We start from the raw sequence: 26,067 nt of genomic DNA on the forward strand, positions 1-26,067 counted from the left end.
GCCGTCACCTCCGCCCGGGACCGGCCTCGGCCGGCGCGTCGGCCAGCACCTCCGCGACGAACGAGCCGATCGCCGCGATCGCGGCCCGCGCCTCGGCCAGCACCGGGAAGTAGTAGTGCCAGACGTGGAACATGTCCGGCCACTCCTCCAGCCGTACCGGCCCACCCGCCGCCTCCACCCGGGCGGCCAACGCCCGCGCGTCGTCGAAGAGGATCTCCTCGGTGCCGACCTGGATCAGCAGCGGCGGCAGCCCGGACAGCTCCGCGAACGCCGGCGACACCTGCGGGTGCCGGGGGTCGGTGCCCGCGTGGTACAGTGCCGCCATCTCGCGCAGGTCGGCGCCGTCGAGCACCGGGTCGCGCGCCGCACGGGTGCGGTGGCTGTCGAAGCCGCAGGTCAGGTCCGTCCACGGCGAGATGCAGACGCCGGCCCCGGGCTGCGCCACGCCGGCCTCGCGCAGCGCCAGCATGGTGGCGACGGTGATGCCGGCACCGGCCGAGTCCCCGGCGAAGAAGATCCGGTCACTCGGCACGCCGCGGTCGAGGAGGTACCGGTAGCACGCGACGGCGTCCGTCACGGCGGCCGGGAACGGCGCCTCGGGCGCCCGCCGGTAGTCCACGGCCAGGGCGGAAGCGCCACAGACCTCACCCAGCTCGCGCACCAGGTGGCGGTGTGAGGCGGCCGAGCCCATCGTGTACGAGCCGCCGTGGAAGTAGAGCAGCACGGGGCTCCCGGGTCGCAGCGGAAGGACCCACTCGGCCGTGCACTCGCCCACCGCGACGAGCTCCCCGGGCGCCACCCCCGGGCCGCCGAAGGCGGCGTCGGCCCGTTCGTAGTATTCCCGGCGCTGCGACAGCGGCTGCCCCCGCCAGGTGGAGTGCAGCTCGAAGAGCTCCCGCAGCAGCTCCACCTCGTCGCCGCTCACGTCGACCACACTGCGGAGACCGGCAGCAGGTCGCCCGGCGGCGTCTCGGCGTGGGCCACCCGCCGCTGCCAGAACCCGATGTCGCACCAGCGCCCGTGCTTGTAGCCGACCGACCGCAGGGTGCCGACGTGCTCGAACCCGTGGGCCTCGTGGAGCGCCACGCTGGGGTCGTTCGGCAGCGCGATCACGCCCATCGTGCTGCGGTAACCCTGCTGGTCCAGGACCTCCAGCAGCCGCCCGTACAGCAGCCGGCCGATGCCGCGCCGGTGCTGACCGTCGGCGACGTACACGGTCGCCTCGGCGCACCAGTCGTACGCGTTGCGCGCCTTCCACGGCACCGCGTACGCCAGGCCGACCGCTTCGTCGCCGTCGACGGCGAGGAGCCACGGGTACCGCTCGTGCAGCGGCTGCCAGTCCTGCTGCCATTCGTCCGGGCTCTGGGTGACGGTCCGGAAGTTGAACCTCGTCGTCTTGATGTAGTGGTTGACGATGTGGCTGAAGGCCGCCATGTCGTCCGCCCGAGCCCGGCGCACCACGACAGACCCGGTCATCGCCATGTGGTTCCCATCATTGCGGGGCTCTTTCCTGTAGCAGGTCCACCTCTGCGGCGAGCGCGGCCACGGTGGGCGTCCGGAAGAGCACCGCCAACCGCACCGGCACACCGAGCTCCTTGCGAATCCGGGCAATCACCGTCAATGCCGAGATGGATGTCCCGCCGAGGTCGAAGAAGTCGTCCTCCGAGGTGACGCCCCGGGTCCGCAGCACCGCCTGCCAGATTTCCGCGATCCGCCGTTCGGTCTCCGAGCCGGCCGCCCGGCTGTCGGCGGCAACGGTGACGGTGCCCGCCGAGGTCGCCGACGCCCGCCGCGGATCGGGCAGCCGCCCCCGGTCGACCTTCCCGTTGGGGGTACGCGGCAGGGACGGCAGCACCGACAGCGCCGCCGGCACCATCGCCCGGGGCAGCACCTTCGCGAGCTGCCCGCGCAGCTCCGCCGAGCTCGGCGCCGGGCCGCGCGCGACGACGTACCCGGCGAGCTCCGTCTGCCCGGGTGCCGGCTGGTACGGCACGACGGCCGCCTCCGCCACGGCGGGCAGCGACCGGACGGCGGCCTCCACCTCGCCGAGCTCCACCCGGAAGCCGCGGACCTTGACCATGCCGTCCGCGCGGCCCCGGTGGTAGAGCAGCCCGTCGTCGTCCAGTGCGCCCCGGTCGCCGGTGCGGAACTCGAAGAGCCCGGCGGAGGCCTCCCGGCTCGCCTCGACCGGGCCGTCGGGAGTCCACCACAGTGGCCGGACGAAGGCGCTACGGACGACGATCTGACCCGGCTCGCCGGGCGGCGTCGGCGCGCCGGTCTCGTCCTGGATAACGACGTCCACCCCCGGCACGGGGCCCCCGACGGGGACCCGGTCGGGGGCCGGTCGGCCCGGCGGCACGAGGTGCAGCCGGGTCAGGCCGGTCTCGGTGGAGTTCAGGCCGACCGCCGCGACGGCCGCCGGGAAGAGCCGCCCGACGGTGCCGAGGTCGTCGGGGAGGACCGGCTCGCCCCCGAGGTAGGCGAGCCGGACACCGGGTGCCGCCTGACCCTCGGCGGCCACCGACGACAGTTGACGCAGAAACGACGGAAAGGAGTAGTACACCGTGATCCCGGCCCGGTCGAGCCAGTCGAGAACGCCGTGCGCCCCGTCGTGCTGGAACGAGTACGGTGCCAGCGCCGCGCCGTTGAACAGCGCGACGACCACGTTGGAGACCGCGGCGACGAAGCCGTCGGCGCTGATCAGCGTCACGCGGTCGGCGTAGCCGACGTCGAGGGCGGCGTGCCGCAGCGCGTTCTGCGCCACGTCGCCGCGCCGCTGCGCCACACCCTTCGGGGTGCCGGTCGACCCGGAGGTGTACAGCACGTAGGCCAGCTCCTCCGGGCCCACCGCGAGCTCCGGCCGCGACGGGTCGGCGTCGGGTCGCACGCCCGGCTCGATCGTCACCTGCTCGACGGCGCCGGGATCGGCGACGAGGTCTGCGAGGGGAAGCTGCGTCTGGCTGTCGGTGACCACGACCCCGGGGCGCACCTGGTCGAAGATCGCGCGCAGCCGGGGCACCGGAAAGGCCGGATTCGTCGGCACGTAGTACCGGCCGGCCTTGAGCACGCCGAGCAGGGCGGCCAGCATGAGCCCGGGGTCGCGGACGGCCAACGCCACCGGCTCGCTGCGCCGCCCGCGCCGCTCCAACAACTGGTTGGCGAGTTGGTTGGCGAGATCGTCCAGCTCGCGGTAGCGCAGCTCGCGATCGGCCAGGACGACGGCCGGGCGGTCGCCGTTCCTGTCGACCTGGCTCTCGAACGCCGAAACCACCGGGCAGCGGGCATCGGGCAGCGGTGTCATCGCGCCTCCCCGTCGTCGTCCCGAACGCCGCCCGGAGGTCAGTCTCCGGCTCCGACCGCGCCAATGGGCGGCCGGACGGCATCGAACTGCACGTCGGATCACCGTAGCAACTCAATGGCCATGCTTGTCCAGCCTGACGCCTTGTCGCACGCCCGGCCGGAAGAGCAGGTCAGCGACCCGCAGGACATTTACTGTCAACAATGCGACAGTTTCTTGCGTGAGGGCGTCTCACCACAGCACCCGCGCCGCCACGACGGCCGTCATCACCAGCCCCTCGCCGATGACCAGCCCGGAGGCGACGGTACTGACCGTGACGGCGCGCTCCGGCCGACGCCGTACCAGCAGCCAGCTGGCCACGCCGCCGGCGGCCATGGCCACCGTGTACGCCGGCGGCAGCAGCACGCCCAGGCCGATCGAGGTCACCGGGGCGGCGCTGAAGGCCAGGCCGAAGCCGAGGGCGGCGGCCATCCCCAACGCGGGCGACGCCCGGCTGTCCAACTCGGACGTGGCGATGAACTCGACGGTCTGCACCACCGGCACCGGGAAACTGGCGCTGCCCACCGCCCCGTAACGGACCAGCAGGACGACGGCGAACATGCCCACCAGCGCGCCGAGCACCCCACCGACCGCCTGTGTCCAGGTCACCGTGCGCCGTGGCGGTCGCTCCACCTCCGGCGGTGCCTGCATCCCGATCCGCGCCGCGTAGACGTAGTACACCGAGGCGATCCCCGTGCACGTCACGAACGCCGCCAGCAGGACCGCGTCGGTGGACGGCAACCCCACCAGCCGCAGCACGACGACGCCGAGGAAGAGCACCGGCGCCATCGGCGCAATGCCGATCTCGGCTCCCGCGCGGACGAGGAAGAGCGCGAAGAGCAGCACCATCGCGGCGAGCAGCGCGGCCAGCGCCACCCCACGCGCCGGGCCGTACCGCAGACCGAGCGGCACCGTACCGAGCACGGCGACGCCGGCGAAGAGCAACCGTGCCGTGCCGGCGCGGGCGTCCCGGGGGCCCCGGGACCAGCCGCCGGCGATCCGGCTGCCGCGCAGCAGCGTGGCCACCGAGTACCCGAGGACCACGCCCACCCCGACCGGCAGGATCCACGGATCGGCGAGGTGCTGCGAATAGCTGACCGGCCCCGTCGGCAGCAACAGCCACAGCGCGACCGTGTAGGCGCAGCCGGCCAGGAGCCAGGCGGCCGAGCGGACACCGATCAGCGCGCCCACGCCGAACAACAGCGGCGACAGCGCGACGCTCAGGTACGGCGGCAGTCCCGGAAGATCGGGCGTGGCATCCGAGCCGGCGAGGGAGGCGACGAGACTGGCCGTGGCGCCGGCCGCCACCGCCAACAGCAGGACCCGGCCGGAGCGCGCCGCCTCGCCGGTCAGGGTACGCATCAGGGTGATCGCCGGCACCAGCGCCGGGAACGGCAGGCCCTGACGGAGTGCCGAGCCGGTGAGCAGGATGCCGAGCAGCGCCCCGAGCAGGTTCGCGGCGACCGCCAGCCCGACGAGCACCGCCACCGGCGGGATCGCGCCCCCGCGCAGGGCGATCGCCGCCACGCCGGTGTCCACGGCGGCGGTCGCCAGGTACCCGCTGGAGGCGATGGAGAAGGTGGTGAAGAGCAGCGGCCAGCTGAGCTGGTCGCGGACGCGCAACAACGCCGCGCCGAGCAGCACCACGAACGCCGAACCGCCGAAGCCGATGCCGGTCTTGAAGCTCACCAACAGGTTCAACACGCACATGACGCCGCCGATGGCGAGCCCGGCCAGCACCGCCCAGCTCGTCGTCGTACGCTCCCGCAGCTCCCGGCGTAACTCCGGCTCCGTCCCGACCCTGCCCGCGCTCACGACCGCCCCGGGCGGATCTGTCGCGCGAAGGCACCTGGGGTACGCAGACGCCAAGTGATCGGCCCGGCCGAGACCGGACGCGGCGTGTCGACGCCCACGGCCGGCCGCCGCGGCCCGCCTGGCGTGGCTGCCGCCCGGATCCCCGCGATGCGATGCGGTGACCGGGCCGGCTCCGGTGCGGCTTTGGCCTCCTTCATCCTGCTGCCCCCGTTCGATCGTTGCCACCCCTGCGCTGGCTCTCCAGGCTGAGAGGTGGCGTGGCCTGGGTTCGATATCGCAGCCGCTGTTGGAGTTGTCGCTGGCGGAGAGGCCGGACACGAGGCGGCAACCGCGTGATCGTTTGTGCCGCGCACGTGATCCAGGCCGGCCGATGGCTGCGTGGACAGCGTAAACCTGGCCGCTTTCCGACCGGGTGGGACGGGCTCGGGGAATAGCGCCGATCTTGCGGTGCCTCTGGTCCGGCGCTGGATCCTAGCTCTACGGCTGTTGCCAACCCCGCCTGTCCCTGCCCGTCCAGCGCCGTTGCCGTCAATGCCATGTCGGGACTCGGGTCTGACGGGGATGGGCATCCCGAACCTCTGGACCCCTAGGCGGCCGGGGCGTCGACGTAGTTGGCCAAGTCGGCCTCGATGCCGGCGTGTTCGAAGAACACAGCCGGCTCGAACCCCTCAGCTCGGTGTGCCGCGTGCACGGCGGCCCGTGCCGCGGGCAGGTCGTCCGCCGACGCCCAGCGCACAATGGTCACGGCGTTGAAGCGACCGGGGCCGGAGTGCTGCTCCAGCAGGGCGTCGTCGAGGAATCCCGGTTGCGTCCGCAGGATTGCGTGGGTGCGCCGCACCTGCCGCCAGAACTCCTCTCGAACCGGCTCCGGAACAGCGAACTTGTCTACTCGGTAGACGACGGCCATCAGGCCCTCCTTGGTGCTCAGAAGTAGGTGGACCGAGGCTAGAACTTCAACCCACCTTGAGATCAAGCAGCCCGTCGGTGGTTGTCCGGTCAGGGTCAGCGTTTGCTTGCGGTCGAGCAGCCATGCGGAGGACTGACTGGAGAGCGGTGGATCTCCCCGGACGTGACCCTGGCTTCTCGTAACGCAAGCTGAGCGAGCACTGCGACACGGGGCCGTGGAGATGCTCCAGTGACGGTAGTATCTGCACGTTTTGGCCTGCAACGGGGAGGAAGACCACATGCGATGGAGAATTCCGGCCGGCGTCCTGATGGCGCTGGCTTTTCTGATTCCGGCAGCACCTGCGATGGCGCAAACCGCGTCACCTGGGCCGAACGACGCCTGCCAGACGGTCGAGCGCAAGGTATACAAGGACATCCGCGAGCTGCTCACCATCGACCTGGATACCGCCACTGATGTGCAGGTGCGGGTGCTGGCGGCCCAGATCCTGCACGCGGCAACCGTCAACTCGTTGCCCATTCTGCCTCGCAAACTACAGGAGCGGTTGGACGGCACCAAGGACGATCTCCGCGCATTCCTCAAGGCGGACGTGCAGAAGGTTTGGTCGACGGATCTGCGGATAACGGTGGTCCGGACGTTGACGGGCGCTGGCACCAACGTGAAGGCGGCCGCGCAAAAGACGCTCGACGACGCAACCATCGATGCCTACCTGGCCTACCTGAACGACGGCCTGTACGTCGCACGTGAGCTCGACTGCGCGTCCCAGCCCACGCCGACACCGACGTCCCGGCCCACCATGGCACCGACGTCCCAGCCCACCACGGCACCGAGCGCCACGAAGACCGGCGCACCGACCCCTTCCTCCTCCCGCAGCCCGGCCGCCGCCCCCGGCGGCGAGGGCGGCGGGCTCCCCGTGACCGGCGCCAACACCGCGACCGTGGCCGGCGTTGCCGGTGGGCTTCTGCTCCTCGGCGGCGCGGCCTACCTGATCGGACGCCGACGCCGTACCCGTTTCGTGGCGTAGCCCAATCGACGTGCCCGGCCCGACGCTTCCTCGGGCCGGGCACGCAACGGGCACGCTGGGCACGGGCCGACTGTCAGCTTGGGAATTGCCGATGAGGGACTGCCTAGCTGCCTGGCCGCCACGGTCTCTCGTGGCCTCGGTTGGCCTTGCTTGTCCTGCCCCAATGCCACGCCGTACTGCACTACTCGGTGGCCGGGCATCGACTTCGCCGGCAGATAACATCACGGACCGTGACTTTCGCGCAGCAACTTCAGGACTACTCCGACGCTTGCTACTGGGTCGGCGCGCTGGCGGCCGCAACTCAGACCCGACAGCTCGACGCCCCGACTCCCTGTGAAGACTTCGACGTACGAAGCCTCCTGGGGCACCTTCTCGGCACCGCGCACCGCGCGCTCGGTACGGCACGAGGCGCCTCGACGCGCGGGATTCCCCATGTGATCACCGATGTCGCCGATGACCAGCTGGCCGCGACGTACACCGCCTTGGCCAGTGAAATCTGTGAGACGTGGACGCAGATGGCTGCTGCCGACCCCGTCATTGCGCCGTGGGGACCGGGCACGGCCTTGGCGGCCGCTCGAGGTTTCACCGTCGAAACCATCACGCATGGATGGGACTTGGCGGTGGCCACCGGGCAAAGCAGCGAGGCACCCAACGGCATCGCGGACCGCTGCCTCGGGTACGCCGCCGCAGTCATCCCGGACCGGCTGCGGGGCGTCATGTACGACGCCCCGGTCATTGGAGTCGACACCGCATCCCCGACGGAACGACTCGCACACTTTCTCGGCCACAAGCGCCCCGGGAACGAATGACTTTCTCGACCGCTGGCACACGCCGTGCTCAACCGCCAATGGCAGCCGTTGATGCATCGAGGTGAGTGCGGGTAACGGTCGCGGATCTCTGAGGAGGGCCGGGGTTCGGGGCAGAGCCCCGAGGTCTTCAAGGGCTTGTGTCCGTCCAGCGTGGCCGGCCGGCCCGGCCGATGCCAGCCGAAGGTCGCCAGCAGGGATGCCGGCCGCGAAGAAGCGCCGATCCGGCAGATTTCGGCAACTGCCCTCCGGCCGTTGGCGGCTCGCTACCGGGGCCCGGACGGGCAGGATCACGCCGCCGGCCGATCAAGATCATTGCACGTATTCTGCACGGCGGGCGATGTGCCCGACAGCCGGCGTGACGTGCGCCGTTTCGACGTCGAAGGTGCGAGAATTGACGACGACCGGAGAGCAGGAGGTGAGCCGTGACGTCGAGCAACGCCGAGCAGGTGCCTGATTGGCCGACCGCTGAGCACGTACCGGCGGCGGAGCTGGCCCGCCGTCAGGGCGTCCGCCCGGTCGCTTCCATCGACGACCTGGCCCGGCCGGACCTGTTCGAGTCCGACGACGAGCTGGACGACTTCCTCGTCGACCTGTACGCCTCCAGGCGGGCCGGCGCCGCGTGAGCCTCGTCGTCCTGGACACCGACGTAGCGTCGGCGATCCTCCGGGGGCGGCTGCCTGACCGTCTTCGTGCCCGGCTGGCCGGTAAGACCCTCTGCATCACCTTCGTGACGCTCGGGGAGCTGACCAAGTGGACCGCGCTGCGGAGCTGGGGGCCACGCAAGCTGGCCGACCTCGCCCAGTGGCGGTCTGGGGTCGTGCTGCTGCCCTTCGACGAGGCTGTGGCGACGACCTGGGGGCACCTCCAGGCGCGGGCGCAGCATCGCGGGCGGCCCCGGCCGACGAACGACTCGTGGATTGCGGCCTGTTGCCTGGTCGACCGCCTGCCGCTGGCGACCTTCAACGGCAAGGACTACGCCGACTTCGCCGAGTATGACGGCCTCCGGCTTTTCGACGTCTCCTAGCTTTCGGCAACACCCTCGGCGCGGCTGTCCGGCGGCGTACGGCTCATGACCGCTGGAGACCGCCAGTGGTACGGCATGATTCCGAAGCCGGGAGACGTGCTGTACGTCAACCGGCACGCGTCCGTGCAGTTCGGCGGCGACAGGGCCTTGACCTTCCGGGTCATCAAGGTCTCCGACCAGCCGACCTACTACGGCTGGATCTGGCTGACCGGCTACGTGCTCGACCCGAAGGGCAACGCGCTGGACCGGCGAGAGATCTACGTCCAGGAGGCGGGCCTCCAGCGGGCGGCCCCGCCACCGGTCACGGTCCGGCAACCCAGACCGGCGGCCCGCGCCACGGCCAGGAACACCCTCCGGCGGTGAGCACGTACGGGCGGCCTCGATCGGAGAACTCGATGGCAGTGAGAGTCCTTCACACGGCATCGCGGCTCACGCCGCTACATCCCGAGCAAGTGCGACGACTGCGGTTCCGACATGCGGCGCTCGGGCGACGCGGCCTGGCCGAGGAGCACGTCTACGCATTTCTGCGCCGCGTCGTCGACGAACTGACCGCCAGGAACGCCGTCGAGGCGGGCCTTCGCGAGGAGAACACCCGCCTGAGGAACGCTCTCCGGGACTGGCCTGGCGAGTCCGCGCCGACGCATGGTCACACGGCCGACAGCGCAGGGACAGGGAGTCAGCAACGCAGATGACCTGTTGGCGCGTTTTGGCTGATCTTGGAGGTGCCCCCGGCAGGATTCGAACCTGCGACACACGGTTTAGGAAACCGATGCTCTATCCCCTGAGCTACGAGGGCGCGAGGGCCTAGTCTAGCGACCTGGGGGTCACCTGGGATGGCAGGGAGTGGCCCACGTTCTCCGGACCCCTGTTCGCCCAGCCCAGGACCAAACCCGGAGCACACGAGCCCCGGGCTGCGATCGGCGGTGTGCCGCGGCGCTTAACCCGCGGGTTCGCCCTGGTGACCGCCACCACCCTCGCCGACCGGACGACTCGACACTGACTCGTGCCGGGTGGCACCGGGCCGCCGCCCGGGGCCGTGCTCAGGTGCCGCAGAAGGTGCGGTAGGCGCCGAAGTCCGGTGGGGCGGCAGCGGCGTGGCGCTCGAACCCGGGGCGCTCGTCGTAGGGGGCGGTCACGGCCTCGACCAGCCGGTGCAGCGGCGTCAGGTCCCCATCGGTCGCCGCGGCCAGGGCCTCTTCGATGAGGTGGTTGCGGGGGATGTAGACCGGGTTGACCCGGTCCATTGCGTCGGCGGCTGGGCTTAGGGCGAGCCAGCGCGTCAGCCAGGCGTCGATCGCGCGGTGGTCCGGGAAGAGACGCCGCGTGGGCTCCGCGTCGCCGCGTGCGGCACCGGCCAGCACGCGGAAGAACGACGTGAAGTCGACGTGGTCGTCCCGGAGCAGGGCGAGCAGTTCCTCGGCCAGCGGTACCACGATGGCGGGATCAAGGTCCTCGGGCAGCCCGAGTTTGGCCCGCATGCCGAGCGACCAGGCGGCCTCGTACCGACCGGGAAACCGGTCGAGCGCCGTCGTCGCCAGCACGACCGCCCGCTCCGGATCGTGGTGCAGGAGGGGCAGGACGGCCTCGGCGAGCCGGGCGAGGTTCCACTGGGCCGCCAGCGGCTGGTTGCCGTAGGCGTAGCGTCCACCGTGGTCGATCGAGCTGTAGACGGCGGCTGGGTCGAAGGCGTCGAGGAAGGCGCACGGACCGTAGTCGATGGTTTCGCCCGAGATCGTCATGTTGTCGGTGTTCATGACGCCGTGGACGAAGCCCACGAGCATCCAGCGGGCCACCAGCGACGCCTGGACGGCGATTACCGCGTCGAGCAGCGCGACGTACGGCTGCTCGGCCTCGGCAGCGGGGTGGTGCCGGACGATCGCGTGGTCGGCGAGGCGGCGGAGAAGGTCCACGTCACCCGTGCCCCGGGCGTACTGGAAGCTGCCCACTCGCAGGTGGCTGCTGGCGACCCGGGCGAGCACCGCGCCCGGCAGCAGGGTCTCCCGCCGCACCGCACGCCCCGTCGCCACCACGGCTAGGGAGCGGGTCGTGGGGATGCCGAGGGCGTGCATGGCCTCGCTGACGACGTACTCCCGCAGCATCGGGCCGACCGCGGCCAGGCCGTCGCCGCCGCGCGCGAACGGGGTCCGCCCGGAGCCCTTCAGGTGCAGGTCGCGGAGGTGACCGTCGATGTCGACGAGCTCGCCGAGCAGCAGCGCCCGCCCGTCCCCGAGACGCGGGACGAACTGGCCGAACTGGTGCCCGGCGTAGGCCTGCGCCACCGGTGTGGCGTCGTCGGGCACACCGACGCCGACCAGCAGGCGCACCCCCGCAGGCGTCTGCAGCCAGGCCGGATCCAGGCGTAGCGCGGCGGCCAGCGGCTCGTTCAGGACGAGCAGCCGCGGGTCGGTTGGCTCGTCGGCCTGCCAGGGCACGGCCAGCTCCGCGAGCTCACGCGCGAAGCGGCCGTCGAGGGCCACCGTCGGTGGCGAGGTGCTGCTCACCCCATCGACAGTACGGGGAGCACCGGCACCGCGCAGAGGCGGCGGTGGGTCGGTGGCCTCGTGCCGCAGCGGCCCCCAACCACGGCACCCGGCCCGCCGTTCGCCCAGCCCAGGAGCACATCCGGAGTCTCCATGTGGCTTTGGTTGATCTTGGTGGGCAGGGTGGTACGGCTGGCGAAACCGGGGTCGCGTCGGGCGGTGTCAGCCGCCGGCCGGGCTGCTCACTCGCGCCCGCCGATGGCGTCGATCGGCGCGGGTCGCATGGCGAACCGGGTGGCCATCGCGATCGCGCCCCAGGAGAGCGCGACGGTGAGCGCCACGATCGCGATCGCGCCGATGATCGAGATGCTGGGCGTGGGCGACCGGGTCAGGCCGAGGCTGAACCCGACCAGCGGGGGAACCGTCGCGATCGCGCCGAACAGCAGCGCCGCGAGGACCACGATCCTGGCCTCGCCGTTCTCGATGTGGTCGGCCGCAGTGAGCCGGGGGCGGCGCGGCGCTCGACCAGTTCTCCGAGGACGAGCTTGCATGCGGTTGTCTCCAGGTACGAGGCGACGCGGGCGGCCGCGTTGACCGAGCGGGACGAGCAGTTGCGGGCGTTCCACGCGGCCGGCTGGCGGCCGGTGGACCTGCAACGCATCACCGGGTACAGCCGGCCCACCCTCTGGCCGCCGACCCAGCTCCGCCGACGCTGGGAGGAATCCTTTCCCGAACTCGCCGCGACCCGCAGCGACGCGGCACAGCGGTGGGCCTCTCACGGACGCTTCAAAGGCCCCGCGAGTCGACACCAAGGGCCCGCATTTCAGCACGCAGCTGTGCCGCAAATCGAATGCGTCTGCTCTCGCAGATCGAAACCAGCGGGGTTCGCGTCGTCGCCGGCGATCGTCTCGCCGAGCGCCGTGATCTCGACTGGGCGCAGGACCGGGCGGCGGCGCTCGCCGACCCGGTCGGCTTCGTGGACTCGCCCGAGCTCCTGGTCATCGACGAGATCCACCGCGCTCCGGAGCTGTTGCTGGCCATCAAGGCAGCGTCGACGAGGATCCCCGCCCGGGCCGTATCTGCTCACCGGCTCGTCTCGCCTGTTCGGCATGGTGGCTGCCCCGGACGCGTTGCCCGGCCGGATGGAAACCGTCGAGCTCTGGCCGTTGTCCCAAGGCGAACTCGACGGCGAGCCGGACGGGTTCGTTGACGCCCTGTTCGCGCCACCACCCGCACCGGCCCGCGCCGCCGCCAACGGTTCCTCGACGCCTATGTCCAAGCGCTCATCGACCGCGACGTCCGGCAGCTGTCCGACATCCAGCACGAGGGCGAGCTAGGCAGCTCGTACGCCTCCTCGCGGCAAGGTCCGCGACCGTCATCGCCGCCAGCTCCCTCGAATCCGCCCTCGGACTGAGCCGGCCAACGATCGCCCGCTACCTCCATGCCCTGGAAGAGATCTTCCTGATCAAGCGGATCCCCGGCTGGTCCCGCAGCCTCGGCATCCGCGCCACCGCCGCGCCAAAACTCTGCCGACCCGTCCGCGGCAGCCTGCCGGGGCGCAGGCCGAAGCGCGCGCTGAGCTGGCCGAGCCGTACCGGGCCTGGGTCCAGAGCGTCGAGCAGTCCGACGGCCAGGGAGGTTCCAGTGCATCGATGGCCTTGGTGCCGTGGGCGGGGAGGCTCATCAGCGCCCGAGGGGGCAGCGCCATGCCGGTCATGGCTGCACCTGCTGCAGTTGCAGTTCGACCGCGTCCATCCGCGCGGTGGCGCGGTCGCCGTTGTCGCGGGTGAGGTCCGTCGGGTCGAGGAAGACGACGTCGACGTCGCGCCCGGACGACGGGTCGAAGCGGCATTGTCCGGCCGGCAGCGAGCCACCCGCGCCCGGCTGGTTCATCGGGTGACGATCTCGTCCGCCAACTCATCGAGGAGCAGCGCCACAAAGCTCGAACGACTCCAATGCCACCGGCAATCGGCGCAGGCGTGGAAGCCCGGCCGGCGCCAGGAGACAGGCAAGCCGAGGGCACAGTGACGTAAGGCGCCGCAATTGCTTTGACGGCCCATGACGAAAGGCGGAGCGGCCACCCCGCCAAGAACCCCAAGGGCCACTCGGAAACATCACCCAGGAAACGGGACCGACGACTCGAATAGCGGAGATATCCGAGGACGTGGACCTGGACCCGAGGGTTCCCGGTCAATGTCCGGGCTTGCGCCGCTCAGCCAGTGCCGCTGTGGCTCGGGCCGGATTAGGAGCGCGGCGGGCGCAGCTGCGCATCCGCAGCACCAGGGACATCGGGCGGGTGCAGCGCCCGGAGCGCGCCGGGCCGGACGGCGGGGCCCGGCCCTCCAGTCAGCAGTGAACCGGCGTTCGGTCTCGTCATACGGACCCCCGTGGTCGCCTGAAGGGGCAGGTCCAAGCGTCACCGCCCACCCCGTGCCAACGGATCGTAACCCAAAAGTCACACTTCCCGCTGCCCCGGCGGCAGCCGGGAGCGTGACCGAGGGCCGCCCTTGGGGGGCCGCCGGAGCCCGCCGCGGGCACGCCGGGCGACGGGGCGACAGGGCGACAGAGCGACGGAAAAAGCAGGAAAAACGAAACCGGAAAACGATATCGGTCTTTGCGACATGATGCCGCACCGCCACATGACTGCCACACAATTAAGGTGTGATCCAGGTCACATTCATATCTAGCAATATCCGTCTAGTCTGGCCACAGGTTGTCACTCACCAGGGAAGGAGGATTCTATGGAGCAGATCGTGGGCCTCGCTCAGGAGGTCGAGATCGAGAACGTCGCCGATGAGGCGGACGAGCTCGAGTTCGACCGCGAGACGCTGAGCGACTATCTCGCCATGGTGCATCGCTGCTAGTCCGAAATCCCTGGGCGGGCGTGCTGCCCGCCCAGGGATTTCCGCTCCCAACAGAAACCCCAGGGGAAGGTATCTTGTCACCCGCCATTGTGTTTGCGTTGGACTCGATGCCGCTTTCGCGGACCTTCCACCGCCCAATCGACTACGACTCGCGGTTCGTCGGCGAGGCCGTCGTACGCACCCTGCTCACCGAGGCCGACGGACCGCCCGTGCCCCGGGCCGCGCGGCACGCCGAGACCCTCGACGACGGGCGACGCCTCCGGGTCCACCTGGACACCTCCCTGCGCTGGTCCGACGGCGAGCCGCTGCGGGCGGCCCACCTGGTCGACACGATCGGCGTCCGGGCCGATTCCGTCGAGCGACCCGTGGACTTCCTGCCCACCGGCGCCGACGCGGTCGACGAGGGCACGGTCGACATCCACTTCGCCTGCCCGACCGTTTTCGCGCCGGCGCTGCTCACGCTCCCCCGCCTCGCGCCCTACCGCGACGGGCCCGTCCTCGGCTCCCACGTTCCCGTGCACCGGGCCGCGCGGTCGATCCGCCTCGCGCGGCACCCGTTCGCGTGGGACAGCCCGGACCGCCCCGACGAGTTGATTTTTCGCGCCTTCGCGAGTTTCCGGGAGGCGCTCGACGCCTTCGAGGCGGGCACCCTGGACGTCACGCCGACCCTGGGCTTCAACCAGGCCGGGATCGACGCGTTCCGCGACCATCCGCGGCTGACCAGTCGGGACCTGGCGCTCTTCGGCAGCCTGGAGTTCGGCCGCCGCGCCGGGGCGCTGCGCGAGTCACCCGCGACACGACGCGCGCTCAGCGGCCTGCTGGACCGCGACGACCTGGTCGCCTCGCTTTCGGACCTGCTCTCCCCCTGGCGGCAGCAGGTCGACCCGTGGTCCGGAGCCCCGTTGAGCGATGACCCACCGGGGGGCCGGTCGACGGCCACCGTTCACGAGCTCGACGAGCTGCGTAGCGCGCTCACCGCCGCTCCTGAGCTCGCCTACGCCGACTTCGCCCCCAACGGCGGGGTGGTCGAGGCGGTCTGCCGGCAGGTCGAAGCGCAGCTGGGCGTACGCCTCGCCCCTCGCCCGTTGAGCTTCCCGCAGTACGTCCGGGCCGCCGCGACCGGCGAGCACGACCTGCTGTACACCCTCACCACCGCGGACTTCCCCGATCCGGCGGCACTGCTGACGCCCTGGCGCTCGAGCAGCCCGGCGGCCCGTCGCGCCGGGCTGGCCGACCAGGAGCTGGACCGGCTCATCGGTGTCGCGGCGGGCTGCCTCTCGGTGGAGCAGCGGCACGCCGCGTGGCGGGCCGCCAACCAGCGCTGGCTGGAGCTCATGCCACGGATCCCCCTGGTCAGGGCCCGCTCGCACGTCCTGTGCTCGGAGCGGGTCGGGGCCCTGGCCCTCTCCGGTTCCGGCTTCGTGGACTTCGACCTGCTGACGACCGCGCCGGCGACCGTCCACGCGACGAAGGAATGAGGGCCGCAGGATGACCGACGACATCTCGATCGACCGTGCGGCGGCGACGCCGTCGTCCTCCCACGTCACCCTGATCTTCCCGCCGCTCGTGGAGTCGAACTTCGGCAGCCTCTACCCGGCGCCCGCCGTGCTGGCCGGTTTCCTCGGCGCGGAGGGCATCCGCTGCCAGCAGCTCGACCTCAACGAGGAGTTCGCGGAACACCTGTTGAGCTCGGAGATGACCGCCGCGCTGAGCGCGGGCCGGCTGCCGGGGGTGCCGGCGGACTCGCTCTGCGCGGCGGTCGCCCGGTGGAGCGCCCGCAACCCCGGCCGCTTCCTCGACGCGGAGGGCCGGCACGAGTTCAGCCCGCAGTCCACGTACGGCTATCTCCTCGAGATCCTCGCCAAGCCCTTCTCGGTCGACCCGGACGCGACGGTGCTCGGCCGGCTACCCAGCGGTGCGCAGCCCGCGTCGACCTACTTCGAGTTCTACGAGCGGTCGGGGGTCGCCGACCGGGTGGACGCCGGCACCGCACTGGTCGGGATCTCGGTCCCGATGGGGCCCCAACTGCTCCCGGCCCTGGTTCTCGCCGCACACCTGAAGTCGGCGCGTCCCGGCCTGCGCTGTGTGCTCGGTGGCCCCGCCCTCAGCCTGATGGACCTCGCCAGCCTCGACACCCTGCTCCGCAACCATCGCGCCGTCGACTGCGTCGTACGCTTCGACGGGGAGCGGCCCCTGCTCGCCCTGGCGCAGCAGGCCCGCGACGGCGGCTGGGCACCGCAGAGCGTCCCCGGTGTCTCGTGCCTGCACGACGACCAGGTCCTGCACGCCGCGCCGGGGCCGGGGCCCGACCTCAATCGGATGCCCTACCCGGAGTATCCCGTCGAGGCACTCGCCCGGCTGGCCAACCCGACGCTGAGCATCACCCAGGCGCGCGGTTGCTACTGGGGGAAGTGCGACTACTGCGACTTCGTGGAGTTGTACGACGGCAGCCAGCCCTTCCGGGGGCGGCATCCGGCGAACTTCGTCGACGAGATCGAGTGGCTGGTCTCGACCTTCGGCGTGCGGCGGTTCAGCTTCGTCACCGAGTCGATCCCGCCGGCCTTCGCCCGGCGGATGTGCCGGCTGCTGCTCGACCGGGGGGTCTCGATCAGCTGGAACTCCTTCGCCATGGTGGACCGTCGGTTCGACCGGGAACTCCTGGCGCTGATGGTCGAGGCGGGCTGCGAGTTCCTCGTCATCGGCATGGAGACGATGGTCACCCGGGTGCTGAAGCTCGTGCACAAGTCCGCGGACCGCGAGGAGAACATCCGCTTCCTCAAGGACGCCCGTGACGTGGGGATGCGGCTGCGCGTCAACCTCATTCCGGACCTGCCCTCCACGACGTACGAGGAGGCGCTCTCGGCGCTGGCCGACGTGGAGAGCCTCACCGACTGCCTCGACGGGGTCTCGGTCTTCCCCTTCGAGGCGACCCGCTCCTCGAACGTCGGCCGTAAGCCGGGGAGTTTCGGGCTGATCCCGGTCGCGGTGACCGACGCCGCCGGGCAGTCGCAGTACGCCCTCAACCACTTCGACAACGTCGACCCGGGCATGACCCCCGAGCAGCGGGCCGAGGTGCACCGCCGGTACCGGGCGTACGCCACCAGGGTGAACACCCGCGACGCGGTGCGGGAGAGCCTGGACCTGCACGCGGCTCGGGCCCGCTCCGGGGTGCGTCTCGCCGGGGAGGAGCTGGACGTCGTCGAGGCGGACGGGAAACTCGTCTGCACCCACGTGGGCACCCGGGAGCGGGTCGTCATTCCGGCCGCCTTCGCCGGTGCGCTGGCCCCCTACCTGGACGGTTCCCGCTTCACGCTGGCCGACCTGGCCGGCCGCCTGGGTGCCGCCCGGGCCGAGGTGCTGATGCGCAACCTGCTGTCGGCGCACCTGCTCGCCCCGGTCGCCGTCGCGGGCGGTGAACGGGGATGACCGGCTCCGAGCCGCTGGCGGCGCAGCCGTCCGGCGTCCCGCCGGTCAGCCGCCTGGTCGACGCGGTCACGGTGGTGCCCGGCCAGGCCGGTGTCCGGTTCTGTCTCGGCAGCCGGGCGCTGACGGTCAGGGGCCCGGCCGACGTGCTGTCCCGGGCGGTCGCGGCCCTGCGCGCCGGGCTCGACGAGGCCACCCTGCGGGCCACGCCGGCCACCAGCGCGCTGGGTCGGTTGGTCGGCGAGTTGACCGGGCTCGGCTGGATGACCAGCGAGCCGGCTGCCGCGGCGACCAACCCGACCGTCGAACGACAGGTCGGCTACCTGTCCGTCTTCGGACCGGACGCGGCCGCCATGCAGCGCCGGATCGAGGGCGCCCGGGTCGCGATCCTCGGGGTCGGTGGGGTCGGCACCGTCCTCGCCCAGCACCTTGCCGGCGCCGGGGTGGGTGAGCTCTGGCTGGTCGACTTCGACCGGGTCGCCCCGCACAACCTCAACCGACAGTTCCTCTTCGCGTACGACGACATCGGCGTGCCCAAGACCGAGGCCGCCGCCCGGGCCCTGCGGCGGCTCGCGCCCGCCCTCGTCGTCCACACCGTCGACGCGCGGGTGGCCGGGGCGGCCGACCTCTCGGCCCTGCCCGCAGAGCTGGACCTGCTGGTGGTCGCCGCCGACACCCCACCGGGAATCCACGACTTCGCCTGGCAGTGGGCCCGGGGGCGGCGGATCCCGCTGCACATGTCGGCGGTGGGTCTGGAGACCGGCTACTGGGGCCCGCTGCTCGTGCCGGCCCGCGCGCACTGCTGGGACTGCTTCAGCCGGGACCGGCGGGACGCGCTCCCCGCCGACCAGGTCGATCTCGAGGAGCGTGGGCTCGGGCCGACCCCCTACTCGTTCGGCCCGAGCAACACGGCCGTCGCTGCGCTGCTCGCCCACGATGTGCTCCGCTATCTTGCCTCGGGAGACTCTCCGGCGCTGAACCGTCGGGGACAACTCATGCTCTCCGAGGGCCGGATCTCGTACTTCGCAGGCCAGTCGTGCCGTTGTTCCCCGGCTGCCGGTGGTTCCGTCGAGGCTGCGAACCCGGCTCCACCCCGTGTGGACGAAAGGTAGCGGCGCGTGTTCAAGAATTCTCCGTTGCGGGAAACCGGCTTCTTCCGGCTCTGGTCGGCCGAAGCGGTCTCGCTGGCCGGGGCCCAGGTGACGGCGTTCGCCCTCCCCCTGGTCGCGGTGCTCACCCTGGACGCCAGCGCCTGGGAGATGGGCCTGCTCAGCGCGGCCGGCTCCGCGGCGGTCCTGGTCTTCGGGCTCTCCGCCGGGGCCTGGGCCGACCGCTACGAACGGCGGGCGGTGATGCTCTTCGCCAACCTGCTCCGCGCCGTGGTGCTCCTGATCGTGCCGGTCCTCTACCTGCTGGACTCGCTGAGCCTCGCGGTCCTGGCGCCCGTCGCGTTCGTCGTGGCGGCGCTGAGCCTGCTCTTCGACAGCGCCATGGCCAGCTACGTTCCGCGCCTGGTGGGTAAGCAGCAGCTCGCCCCGGCCAACTCGTGGATGCAGGGCACGGTCTCGGTCGGCGAGGTGGCCGGGCCGGGCCTGGCGGGGGCCCTCGTCCAGGTGCTGGGCGCTCCCCTGACGCTCCTGGTGGACAGCCTGAGCTATCTGGTCAGCAGCGCCACCCTGCGTACCCTGCCGAAGGCCGAGCCCGAGCGGACGGCGGCGGACCACTCCGAGTCCCACCTGAAGGCGATCCTCGCCGGGCTCCGGATGCTGCGCCACGACCGGGTGCAGGGCCCGCTGGTGCTCGCCGCCGCGCACTTCAACTTCTTCACCGCCATGTTCTTCGCCCTCTACACCCTCTTCGTCATCCGGGTGCTGGGCATCAACTCGCTGCTCTTCGGTGCGCTGACCATGATCGGCGGGGTTTCCGGCCTGATCGGCGCGGCCATCGCCGCCCGGCTCGGGCGCCGCTTCGGCCTGGGGCCGACGCTCATCGGCGCCTTCACCCTCCCCGGCATCACCGGGCTGCTGGTGCCGGCGGCGGTCACCGTGAACCGGCCACTGGCGATGTTCTTCGTGGCGGTGTCGGCCTTCTTCTGGTCGTTCGCGGTGGTGATCAACCTGATCCTCAGTGAAACGATCAAGCAGGCCCTGGTGCCGGACCGGTACCTGGGCCGGGTCACCGCGACCTTCCGCTTCGTGGCCTGGGGCGTCGAGCCGTTCGGCGCGCTGGTCGGTGGCGCGCTGGCCGCGAAGGTGATCGGGATTCCCGCCACGCTCACCCTGGCCGCGGCCGGCATCACCCTCTCCGGGCTGTGGCCGCTGTTCAGCGCGGTGCGCGGGGTGCGGGACATCACGTCGTCGTCCGAAGACACCCCGGTGCAGGCCGGGGTCGGCGAATCCGGGGAGGCACCGTGATCGACCACGCGGAGGGCAGCACAGCGGTCGGCCCGCGGGGCACCGGGTACGACGGGACCGCGGCCCGCGTCTACGACCAGGTCTACTCGGGACGCGCCCAGCGCTGGGCGCCGCTGATCCAGGCGTTCCACGAGGCGGACCGGCCCGCCCGCATTCCGTCGACCATCGTGGACCTCTGCTGCGGCAACGGCCAGCTGCTCCGCCACTTCCTCGGCCAGGGCTACCGGGCCTACGGGGTGGACGGCTCGCCCGACATGCTCGACCAGGCGCGCAAGAACCTCCGGCACGTCGACCCGGACCGCTTCGACCTCGTCGAGGCCGACGTCTCGCGGTTCCGTCCCCCGCCCGGCCTCTCGGCGGGGCTGGTCGTCTCCACCGTCGACGCCCTCAACCACCTGGCCGGCCCGGACGCGCTGCGCGAATGCATCGACACGGTGGCCGCGCTGCTCGTCCCGGGGGGACATTTCATCTTCGACCTGTTGACCGAGACCGGGCTGGTCGACGCCAACCAGGTGGGGGCGACCGTGATGCCGGACTCCGCCGTCATCAGTCGCGGCCTCTACCTGCCGGAGGAGTCCCGGTCCTACACCCGGACCACGGGCTTCCTCCGGCGCAAGGACGGCCTCTACGAACGCTTCGACCTCAACGCGGTCCGGTACGCCTTCGTACCGGAGCAGGTGGAGCAGGACCTGCTCGACGCCGGCTTCCGACAGGTGCACCAGGCCCACGTCGAGGACCTGGCCACCCCGGCGGCCGGCCGGCACACCGACCGGGTCTTCCTGGTGGCCCGCCGATGAGCCGGACCTGGCCCGCGCACCCGCCCCGGACACCCCGTCGTGGGCGTCACCACCTGCACTGGACGGAGACCCGTTGAAGTACCGAAACCTGGGCCGCACCGGGGTCGTCGTGAGTCGACTTGGCCTCGGCACCATGAACTTCGGGCCGTTGACGCCGGAGCCCGAGGCCCACGAGATCATGAGCGCGGCCCTCGAGCTGGGCATCAACTTCTTCGACACGGCCGACGTGTACGGCTGGGAGACCGGCGCGGGCCTCACCGAGCAGATCATCGGGCGCTGGTTCGCGCAGTCGCCGGCCCGGCGCGACCAGGTCGTCCTGGCGACCAAGCTGTACGGCCCGATGGGCACGACGCTCAACACGAGCCGGCTCTCCGCCCTGCACATCCGGCGCGCCTGCGACGCCGCGCTGCGCCGCCTGCAGACCGACCACATCGACCTGCTCCAGATGCACCACATCGACCGCTCGACGACCTGGGACGAGATCTGGCCGGCCATGGAGCTGCTGGTCGCCCAGGGCAAGGTCCTCTACGTCGGGTCGTCGAACTTCGCGGGATGGCACATCACCCGCGCCCAGGAGATCGCCCGGCAACGCCGGTTCCTCGGTCTGGTCAGTGAGCAGTCGGTCTACAACCTGATGGAGCGAACGGTCGAGCTGGAGGTGCTTCCCGCCTGCCGCGAGTACGGCATCGGCCTGCTGCCGTACAGCCCGCTCCAGGGGGGCCTGCTGGCCGGGGCGGTGAAGCGGGGCACGGCGACCGGACGGGGCGCGGACAAGAAGTCCCAGGAACTGCTCGCCCGACACCGCGACCGGTTGGAGAGCTACGAGAACTGGTGCGCCGAGCTGGGCCAGGCACCGTCCACCGTCGGCCTGGCCTGGCTGCTCCGCCAGCCGGGCGTCACCGCCCCGATCATCGGGCCGCGCACCCTGGCGCACCTGCAGGGTGCCGTCAAGGCGACCGACCTGACCCTGAGCAGGGACCAGCTCACCGCGCTCGACGCGATCTTCCCCGGCCCCGGTGGGCCAGCCCCGGAGGCGTACGCCTGGTGAGCCTGCCGTCCCCAGCCGACCGATGACCGCGTGAGCCGCGCCCAAGGAGGGAACCCGCGTGAAGATAGATGCGACGATGGACAACTGGCGACGAACGGCCACCCGGTTCATCAGCCAGCCATACCTGACGGCCGAGCGTGGGGAGGAGCTCAACGAGTGGTACCGCAGCGGCACCGGTGGACCGCTGACCCTGCCCGACTTCCTCGACGAGGAATTCGCCCGCTCTCTCGGGCGGGCCCTGCGCGAACACCCCTACTGGCGGCGGCACACCACCGCCTACGACGGTGACCTGCGCTCCTACGACGTGCCGGAGCGCGACTGGGCCGACAACCCGGCCCGCGCCGCCCGCCACTACCAGCTCCAGCCGCTGGTGCAGGCGTTGGAGGCCCCCGAGGTGCCGGCGGAGCTGCGCGCCGTCCTCAAGCGCTTCGTCGCCTTCGCGATCACCGGGCCGTACCTGCTCTCCTGGGTCTCCTCGGTCATCGGCGAGTCGCTGGAGCAGCGCACCTCCTTCGAGTTCACCCGGTACGGCCCCGGCGACCAGATCACCCCGCACCACGACCTGCTGCCCGGCCGGGTGCTCGCCGCCAACTTCTACCTGGACGAGCTGTACCACCCGTCCGCCGGTGGCCGGCTGTGGTTCCGGGCCGCCGACGGCACGGAACACGTCGCGACGCCGACGTTCAACAGCCTCACCCTCATCCCGATCCGGGTGGGCTGCGTGCACTGGGTGGAGCCCTACACGGCGGAGATACCCGGCCGCTACACCGCCAACCTGCAGATCCATCGCGACTACTGAGGCGCAAGGAGCGAGGATCATGACCACGAGTGCTGTTGTGCCGTCGTCGGCGGTCAAGCTGCGGGTGCTGCTGGTGTGCATGCCATGGGCTTCCCTGGACATGCCATCCCTGGCGCTGAGCACCATCCGGCCACTGGCCGACGCGTCACCCGACGTCGAATCGGTCAGCGTCCGGTACGGCAACCTGGAGTGGGCCGACCACGTCCTGGCGGCCAGCGCCGGCCGGATCGACGAGCAGGCGTACGACAAGATCGCCCGCGGCGACTACGTCGCGATGGGTGAGTGGATCTTCTCCTCGGCGTTGTACGGCCCGGAGCCGGCGGAGCAGACCCCCTTCTACCGGGCGTCGGCGGCGAACGGGGCCGACCCCACGGACCTCGCCCACGCGGTGCAGATGTACGGGCTGGCCCCCGACTTCGTCCGGCAACTGGCCCGGGAGGTGGTCGCGGACGCCCCGCACGTGGTGGGGCTGACCTCGACCTTCGACCAGAACATCCCCTCGATCGCCCTGGCCGCCGAGATCAAACGCCTCGATCCCGGCATCACCGTCATCCTCGGCGGGGCGAACTGCGACGGCGTGCAGGGCGAGGCGCTGCACCGCAACTTCCCGGCGCTGGACCACGTCGTGCGGGGCGAGGCCGAGCTGGTCTTCCCCAAGCTGTTGCAGGCGCTCTCCGGTGCCCACGGCGGCTCGGGTCCCGGTGCCGACCCGGTCACCGCGACCCGGCTGGCGGCCATCCCGGGCCTCTGTTGGCGCACCGATGACGGCACGGCGGTGGCGAACCGGCTCGGTCACACCATGGTCCCGATGACGAAGGTCCCGCACCCGGACTTCTCCGACTACTTCCGCGCCTTCCACAACTGCGCGGCGGTCCGGGAGGTCCTGCCCAAGGTGCAGGTCGAGGGCGGGCGGGGTTGCTGGTGGGGCGAGAAGCACCACTGCACCTTCTGCGGCCTCAACGGGTCCCTGATGACGCACCGGTCGAAGCCCGCCGAGCGGGTCCTGGCGGAGATCTCCAGCGCGGTGCAGCGCCACCGGGTCCTGGACGTCGTCTTCGCCGACAACATCCTCGACATGGGCTACCTCAAGACCCTGCTGCCCCAGTTGGGCGAGCTCGGCTGGGACCTGCGGATGTTCTTCGAGGTCAAGTCGAACCTGACCTACCCGCAGTTGCAGGGGCTGGCCGACAGCGGGGTGACCCAGATCCAGCCGGGCATCGAGAACCTGAGCTCCCGGGTGCTGAAGCTGATGCGCAAGGGCGTCAGCGGTTGGCAGAACATCCGGCTGCTGCGGGACTGCCGGACGTTGGCGATCTATCCGGGCTGGAACCTGCTCTACGGCTTCCCCGGCGAGACGGAGCAGGACTACGACCCGCTGCTGCGGCAGTTGGACAACCTCACCCACCTCTTCCCACCCGAGCGGGTCGGCCGGATCATGCTGACCCGGTTCAGCCCGTACTTCGACGACCCGAGCCTGGGAATGCGCAACGAGGGGCCGTCGCGGTTGCTATCCCACGTCTACCGGCTGCCGGCCGACGAGCTGCGCGACCTCGTCTACATCTTCGACAGCGCCGACGCCGGCATACCGCGCGACGTGGCCGGGGCCCTGGAGGAGGGCGTCTCCCGGTGGCAGCAGTCCCACCCCGGTGCCCGGCTGGTGTCGCTGGCGGAGGGGGACGGGCTGCGCATCATCGACGAGCGCCGCCGTGGCACCAGCCGGGAGCACCTGCTCAGCGACCCGGTCCAGGTCGCCGCGTACCGGGCCCTGCTCAAGGGCCGGTCGTTCCGGGCCCTGCTGGACCAGCTCCGGGCCGCCACCGGCGTCACCCCGTCCGAGGATGCGGTGCGGCAGCTGCTCGACGACTGGCTCGAGCTCGGCCTGGTCTTCCGCGAAGGAGATCACCACGTGGCACTGGCCACCGGATTGGGGTACCGATGACCGGCTCCGCCGACACCCTCCGCGGCCGAGCGGCGACCGGTGGGCCCGAGGGCCGCCGTGGCCTGATCGTCAGCCGACCGCCCGACCTCCCGTACACCCGCGGTGACCTGGTCGCCCTGGTGCGGGCCGGGATTCGCGGCATCCGGCTCACCGGGCGGACCCACCTCACCAGCTCGGCTCCGGAGGCCGCCACTCGGCACCTCTGCTTCCTCAGGGACGCGGCCGGAGTCGGGCTGCGGGTCGTCTGGCACGGCTCGGTGGAGGGGCTGCCCGTCGACCCGTTGGCCCACCTCGATCCGCCCCGGGTGCCCGACGCCGCCCCGGTGTGGCCCGTGCCGACGCGCCCGCTGCTCACCATGCGTCACGGGCCGGGCTACGTCCTCGTGGAGGACCGCCGCGCCCCCGACGGGATCTCGCGGACGCTCTACGACGGGAACGAGGCGCGGCTGCTGATGGACCCCGCCATGGCCCGGGTCGTCGAGGCGGACCTCACCCGCGCCGAACTGGCCGCGGTCGGCATCCTGGCCGAGCGCGGTCTCTTCCTCAAGATTGGCCAAATCTGGTGCGCCCTGCCGGTCCGCTTCCGGTACGCCCGGGCCTAGCCGAAGGAGAATGGGCATGACAACGACGCCGCAGAGCCCCGTGACCACCGACCGCTTGCTGCGGCAGTGTGCCACTTTCGTCCGCCCGGAACACCTCTATCCGCAGGCGCTCGAGGAGCTGGCCGACTGGTACCACAGCGAGCCGTCGCGCCCCCTGGTGATCCGGAACTTCCTGAAGGACCGCTGGGCCCTCGGGGTGGCCGACGCCATGCGCGACATCGACGTGTGGTCCCGGTGCGCGACCACCTACCACGGGACGCAGGGCTCGGCCGAGATCACCGACGAGGAATGGCCCGACCACCCGGACCGGGCCGCCCGGCACTTCGTGGCCCGGCCCCTCACCCGGGTCTTCGAACCCGGGCACTCCCTCTCCGAGGCCCAGCGCGCCGTGCTCGAACAGTTCCTGGCCTTCGCCGTGGTCAGCGGCCCGCTTCGGAGCTGGCTCTCGGCCGGCACCGGCGTCTCGCTGACCAGCCGGACCTCGGTCGAGTTCGCGAGCTACCAGGCCGGTGACGAGATCCGCCCGCACCAGGACCTGCTTCCCGGTCGGGTGATGGCGGTCAACTTCTACCTGGACGAGGCGTACCAGCCGGGCACCGGTGGCCGCCTCGGCTACCGCAACGAGAGGGGCCAGGAATTCCACGTCGACCCCCTGTTCAACAGCTTCTCCATCATCCCCATCCGGGAGGAGTGCTGGCACTGGGTGGAGCCGTTCCGGGGCGCGGGGCAGGGCCGGTACACGGTCAGCATCGGCGAGCATCGAGCCGATGACTAGCGGACGCCGGGCG

25 protein-coding genes, 1 tRNA gene and 1 pseudogene are annotated in these 26,067 nt (G+C 71.4%); 18 read left to right on the plus strand and 9 right to left on the minus strand.

Features of this window, described 5'->3' with window-relative positions; translation table 11 throughout:
* Positions 1–4 precede the first annotated feature (4 nt).
* The 5 genes from ACLQ2V_RS06160 to ACLQ2V_RS06180 all read right to left on the minus strand — a co-directional run bounded on the left by ACLQ2V_RS06160 (position 5) and on the right by ACLQ2V_RS06180 (position 6,059).
* Positions 5–925, minus strand: coding sequence for an alpha/beta hydrolase (locus ACLQ2V_RS06160; protein WP_425717382.1), 921 nt, complete (start codon positions 923–925; stop codon positions 5–7).
* Entirely contained in the window at positions 922–1,476 is a 555-nt protein-coding gene (locus ACLQ2V_RS06165) for a GNAT family N-acetyltransferase (RefSeq protein ID WP_425717383.1), read from the minus strand. Before ACLQ2V_RS06165 ends, ACLQ2V_RS06160 begins: the two co-directional genes overlap by 4 nt.
* 16 nt (positions 1,477–1,492) lie before the next feature.
* Entirely contained in the window at positions 1,493–3,301 is a 1,809-nt protein-coding gene (locus ACLQ2V_RS06170) for a non-ribosomal peptide synthetase (RefSeq protein ID WP_425717384.1), read from the minus strand.
* A 228-nt stretch (positions 3,302–3,529) separates the two neighbouring features.
* Positions 3,530–5,152 carry a hypothetical protein gene (locus ACLQ2V_RS06175; RefSeq protein WP_425717385.1) on the minus strand — a complete coding sequence of 541 codons (1,623 nt, stop codon included), beginning with the start codon at positions 5,150–5,152 and terminating at the stop codon, positions 3,530–3,532.
* Positions 5,153–5,738: 586 nt separating this feature from the next.
* Positions 5,739–6,059 (minus strand): antibiotic biosynthesis monooxygenase family protein, encoded by a 321-nt coding sequence (locus ACLQ2V_RS06180; RefSeq protein ID WP_425717386.1) that lies wholly within the window; start codon positions 6,057–6,059, stop codon positions 5,739–5,741.
* Between the two features lie 277 nt (positions 6,060–6,336).
* On the opposite strand from ACLQ2V_RS06180, the gene ACLQ2V_RS06185 reads away from it, so the two are divergent.
* The 6 genes from ACLQ2V_RS06185 to ACLQ2V_RS06210 all read left to right on the plus strand — a co-directional run bounded on the left by ACLQ2V_RS06185 (position 6,337) and on the right by ACLQ2V_RS06210 (position 9,605).
* Positions 6,337–7,080, plus strand: a complete 744-nt coding sequence (locus tag ACLQ2V_RS06185; protein ID WP_425717387.1) for an LPXTG cell wall anchor domain-containing protein — start codon at positions 6,337–6,339, stop codon at positions 7,078–7,080.
* A gap of 230 nt (positions 7,081–7,310) precedes the next feature.
* Positions 7,311–7,889, plus strand: a complete 579-nt coding sequence (locus tag ACLQ2V_RS06190; RefSeq protein WP_425717388.1) for a TIGR03086 family metal-binding protein — start codon at positions 7,311–7,313, stop codon at positions 7,887–7,889.
* A 422-nt stretch (positions 7,890–8,311) separates the two neighbouring features.
* The gene (locus tag ACLQ2V_RS06195; protein ID WP_425717389.1) at positions 8,312–8,512 is read left to right on the plus strand and encodes a hypothetical protein; all 201 of its coding nucleotides are present in this window, start codon (positions 8,312–8,314) and stop codon (positions 8,510–8,512) included.
* Positions 8,509–8,913, plus strand: a complete 405-nt coding sequence (locus ACLQ2V_RS06200) for a type II toxin-antitoxin system VapC family toxin (protein WP_425717390.1) — start codon at positions 8,509–8,511, stop codon at positions 8,911–8,913. The genes ACLQ2V_RS06195 and ACLQ2V_RS06200 overlap by 4 nt, the downstream gene beginning before the upstream one ends.
* 45 nt (positions 8,914–8,958) lie before the next feature.
* On the plus strand, positions 8,959–9,276 hold the full coding sequence (locus ACLQ2V_RS06205; protein ID WP_425717391.1) for a hypothetical protein: 318 nt from the start codon (positions 8,959–8,961) through the stop codon (positions 9,274–9,276).
* Between the two features lie 32 nt (positions 9,277–9,308).
* The gene (locus tag ACLQ2V_RS06210; protein ID WP_425717740.1) at positions 9,309–9,605 is read left to right on the plus strand and encodes a DivIVA domain-containing protein; all 297 of its coding nucleotides are present in this window, start codon (positions 9,309–9,311) and stop codon (positions 9,603–9,605) included.
* A 31-nt stretch (positions 9,606–9,636) separates the two neighbouring features.
* On the opposite strand, the gene ACLQ2V_RS06215 is transcribed toward ACLQ2V_RS06210, so the two are convergent.
* The 3 genes from ACLQ2V_RS06215 to ACLQ2V_RS06225 form a co-directional block, all read right to left on the minus strand.
* Positions 9,637–9,709, minus strand: a tRNA-Arg gene (locus ACLQ2V_RS06215).
* Positions 9,710–9,953: 244 nt separating this feature from the next.
* A complete protein-coding gene (locus ACLQ2V_RS06220) occupies positions 9,954–11,414 on the minus strand; it encodes a protein adenylyltransferase SelO (protein WP_425717392.1) in 1,461 nt (486 codons plus the stop codon).
* A 221-nt stretch (positions 11,415–11,635) separates the two neighbouring features.
* Positions 11,636–11,944 (minus strand): hypothetical protein, encoded by a 309-nt coding sequence (locus ACLQ2V_RS06225; protein WP_425717393.1) that lies wholly within the window; start codon positions 11,942–11,944, stop codon positions 11,636–11,638.
* Between the two features lie 269 nt (positions 11,945–12,213).
* Here ACLQ2V_RS06225 and ACLQ2V_RS06230 point away from each other — a divergent pair.
* A pseudogene (locus tag ACLQ2V_RS06230) lies at positions 12,214–12,920 on the plus strand (ATP-binding protein); the annotation flags it as partial.
* Between the two features lie 186 nt (positions 12,921–13,106).
* Here the strand turns inward: ACLQ2V_RS06230 and ACLQ2V_RS06235 are convergent.
* Positions 13,107–13,286, minus strand: coding sequence for a hypothetical protein (locus tag ACLQ2V_RS06235; RefSeq protein ID WP_425717764.1), 180 nt, complete (start codon positions 13,284–13,286; stop codon positions 13,107–13,109).
* An 848-nt stretch (positions 13,287–14,134) separates the two neighbouring features.
* On the opposite strand from ACLQ2V_RS06235, the gene ACLQ2V_RS06240 reads away from it, so the two are divergent.
* From ACLQ2V_RS06240 to ACLQ2V_RS06290, 11 genes are all read left to right on the plus strand, one after another.
* Positions 14,135–14,257, plus strand: coding sequence for a hypothetical protein (locus ACLQ2V_RS06240; RefSeq protein ID WP_425717394.1), 123 nt, complete (start codon positions 14,135–14,137; stop codon positions 14,255–14,257).
* A 107-nt stretch (positions 14,258–14,364) separates the two neighbouring features.
* The gene (locus tag ACLQ2V_RS06245) at positions 14,365–15,735 is read left to right on the plus strand and encodes an ABC transporter substrate-binding protein (protein ID WP_425717395.1); all 1,371 of its coding nucleotides are present in this window, start codon (positions 14,365–14,367) and stop codon (positions 15,733–15,735) included.
* A gap of 10 nt (positions 15,736–15,745) precedes the next feature.
* Positions 15,746–17,683, plus strand: coding sequence for a B12-binding domain-containing radical SAM protein (locus ACLQ2V_RS06250; RefSeq protein WP_425717396.1), 1,938 nt, complete (start codon positions 15,746–15,748; stop codon positions 17,681–17,683).
* Complete coding sequence (locus ACLQ2V_RS06255; protein ID WP_425717397.1) at positions 17,680–18,792, plus strand: HesA/MoeB/ThiF family protein; 1,113 nt, start codon at positions 17,680–17,682, stop codon at positions 18,790–18,792. The genes ACLQ2V_RS06250 and ACLQ2V_RS06255 overlap by 4 nt, the downstream gene beginning before the upstream one ends.
* Before the next feature lie 6 nt (positions 18,793–18,798).
* Entirely contained in the window at positions 18,799–20,094 is a 1,296-nt protein-coding gene (locus tag ACLQ2V_RS06260) for an MFS transporter (RefSeq protein WP_425717398.1), read from the plus strand.
* Positions 20,091–20,891: a class I SAM-dependent DNA methyltransferase gene (locus tag ACLQ2V_RS06265; protein WP_425717399.1), complete on the plus strand. Its 801-nt coding sequence runs from the start codon at positions 20,091–20,093 to the stop codon at positions 20,889–20,891. Before ACLQ2V_RS06260 ends, ACLQ2V_RS06265 begins: the two co-directional genes overlap by 4 nt.
* Positions 20,892–20,964: 73 nt before the next feature.
* On the plus strand, positions 20,965–21,939 hold the full coding sequence (locus tag ACLQ2V_RS06270) for an aldo/keto reductase (protein WP_425717400.1): 975 nt from the start codon (positions 20,965–20,967) through the stop codon (positions 21,937–21,939).
* A gap of 58 nt (positions 21,940–21,997) precedes the next feature.
* Positions 21,998–22,738, plus strand: coding sequence for a 2OG-Fe(II) oxygenase (locus ACLQ2V_RS06275; protein ID WP_425717401.1), 741 nt, complete (start codon positions 21,998–22,000; stop codon positions 22,736–22,738).
* Positions 22,739–22,757: 19 nt separating this feature from the next.
* Complete coding sequence (locus tag ACLQ2V_RS06280; RefSeq protein WP_425717402.1) at positions 22,758–24,677, plus strand: RiPP maturation radical SAM C-methyltransferase; 1,920 nt, start codon at positions 22,758–22,760, stop codon at positions 24,675–24,677.
* Positions 24,674–25,279, plus strand: a complete 606-nt coding sequence (locus ACLQ2V_RS06285; protein WP_425717403.1) for a DUF5825 family protein — start codon at positions 24,674–24,676, stop codon at positions 25,277–25,279. Before ACLQ2V_RS06280 ends, ACLQ2V_RS06285 begins: the two co-directional genes overlap by 4 nt.
* Positions 25,280–25,295: 16 nt before the next feature.
* A complete protein-coding gene (locus ACLQ2V_RS06290; protein WP_425717404.1) occupies positions 25,296–26,054 on the plus strand; it encodes a 2OG-Fe(II) oxygenase in 759 nt (252 codons plus the stop codon).
* The last annotated feature ends 13 nt before the right edge of the window (positions 26,055–26,067 follow it).

It is taken from the genome of Micromonospora sp. DT233, from assembly GCF_049841815.1.
In the GTDB taxonomy this organism is placed as follows: domain Bacteria; phylum Actinomycetota; class Actinomycetes; order Mycobacteriales; family Micromonosporaceae; genus Micromonospora.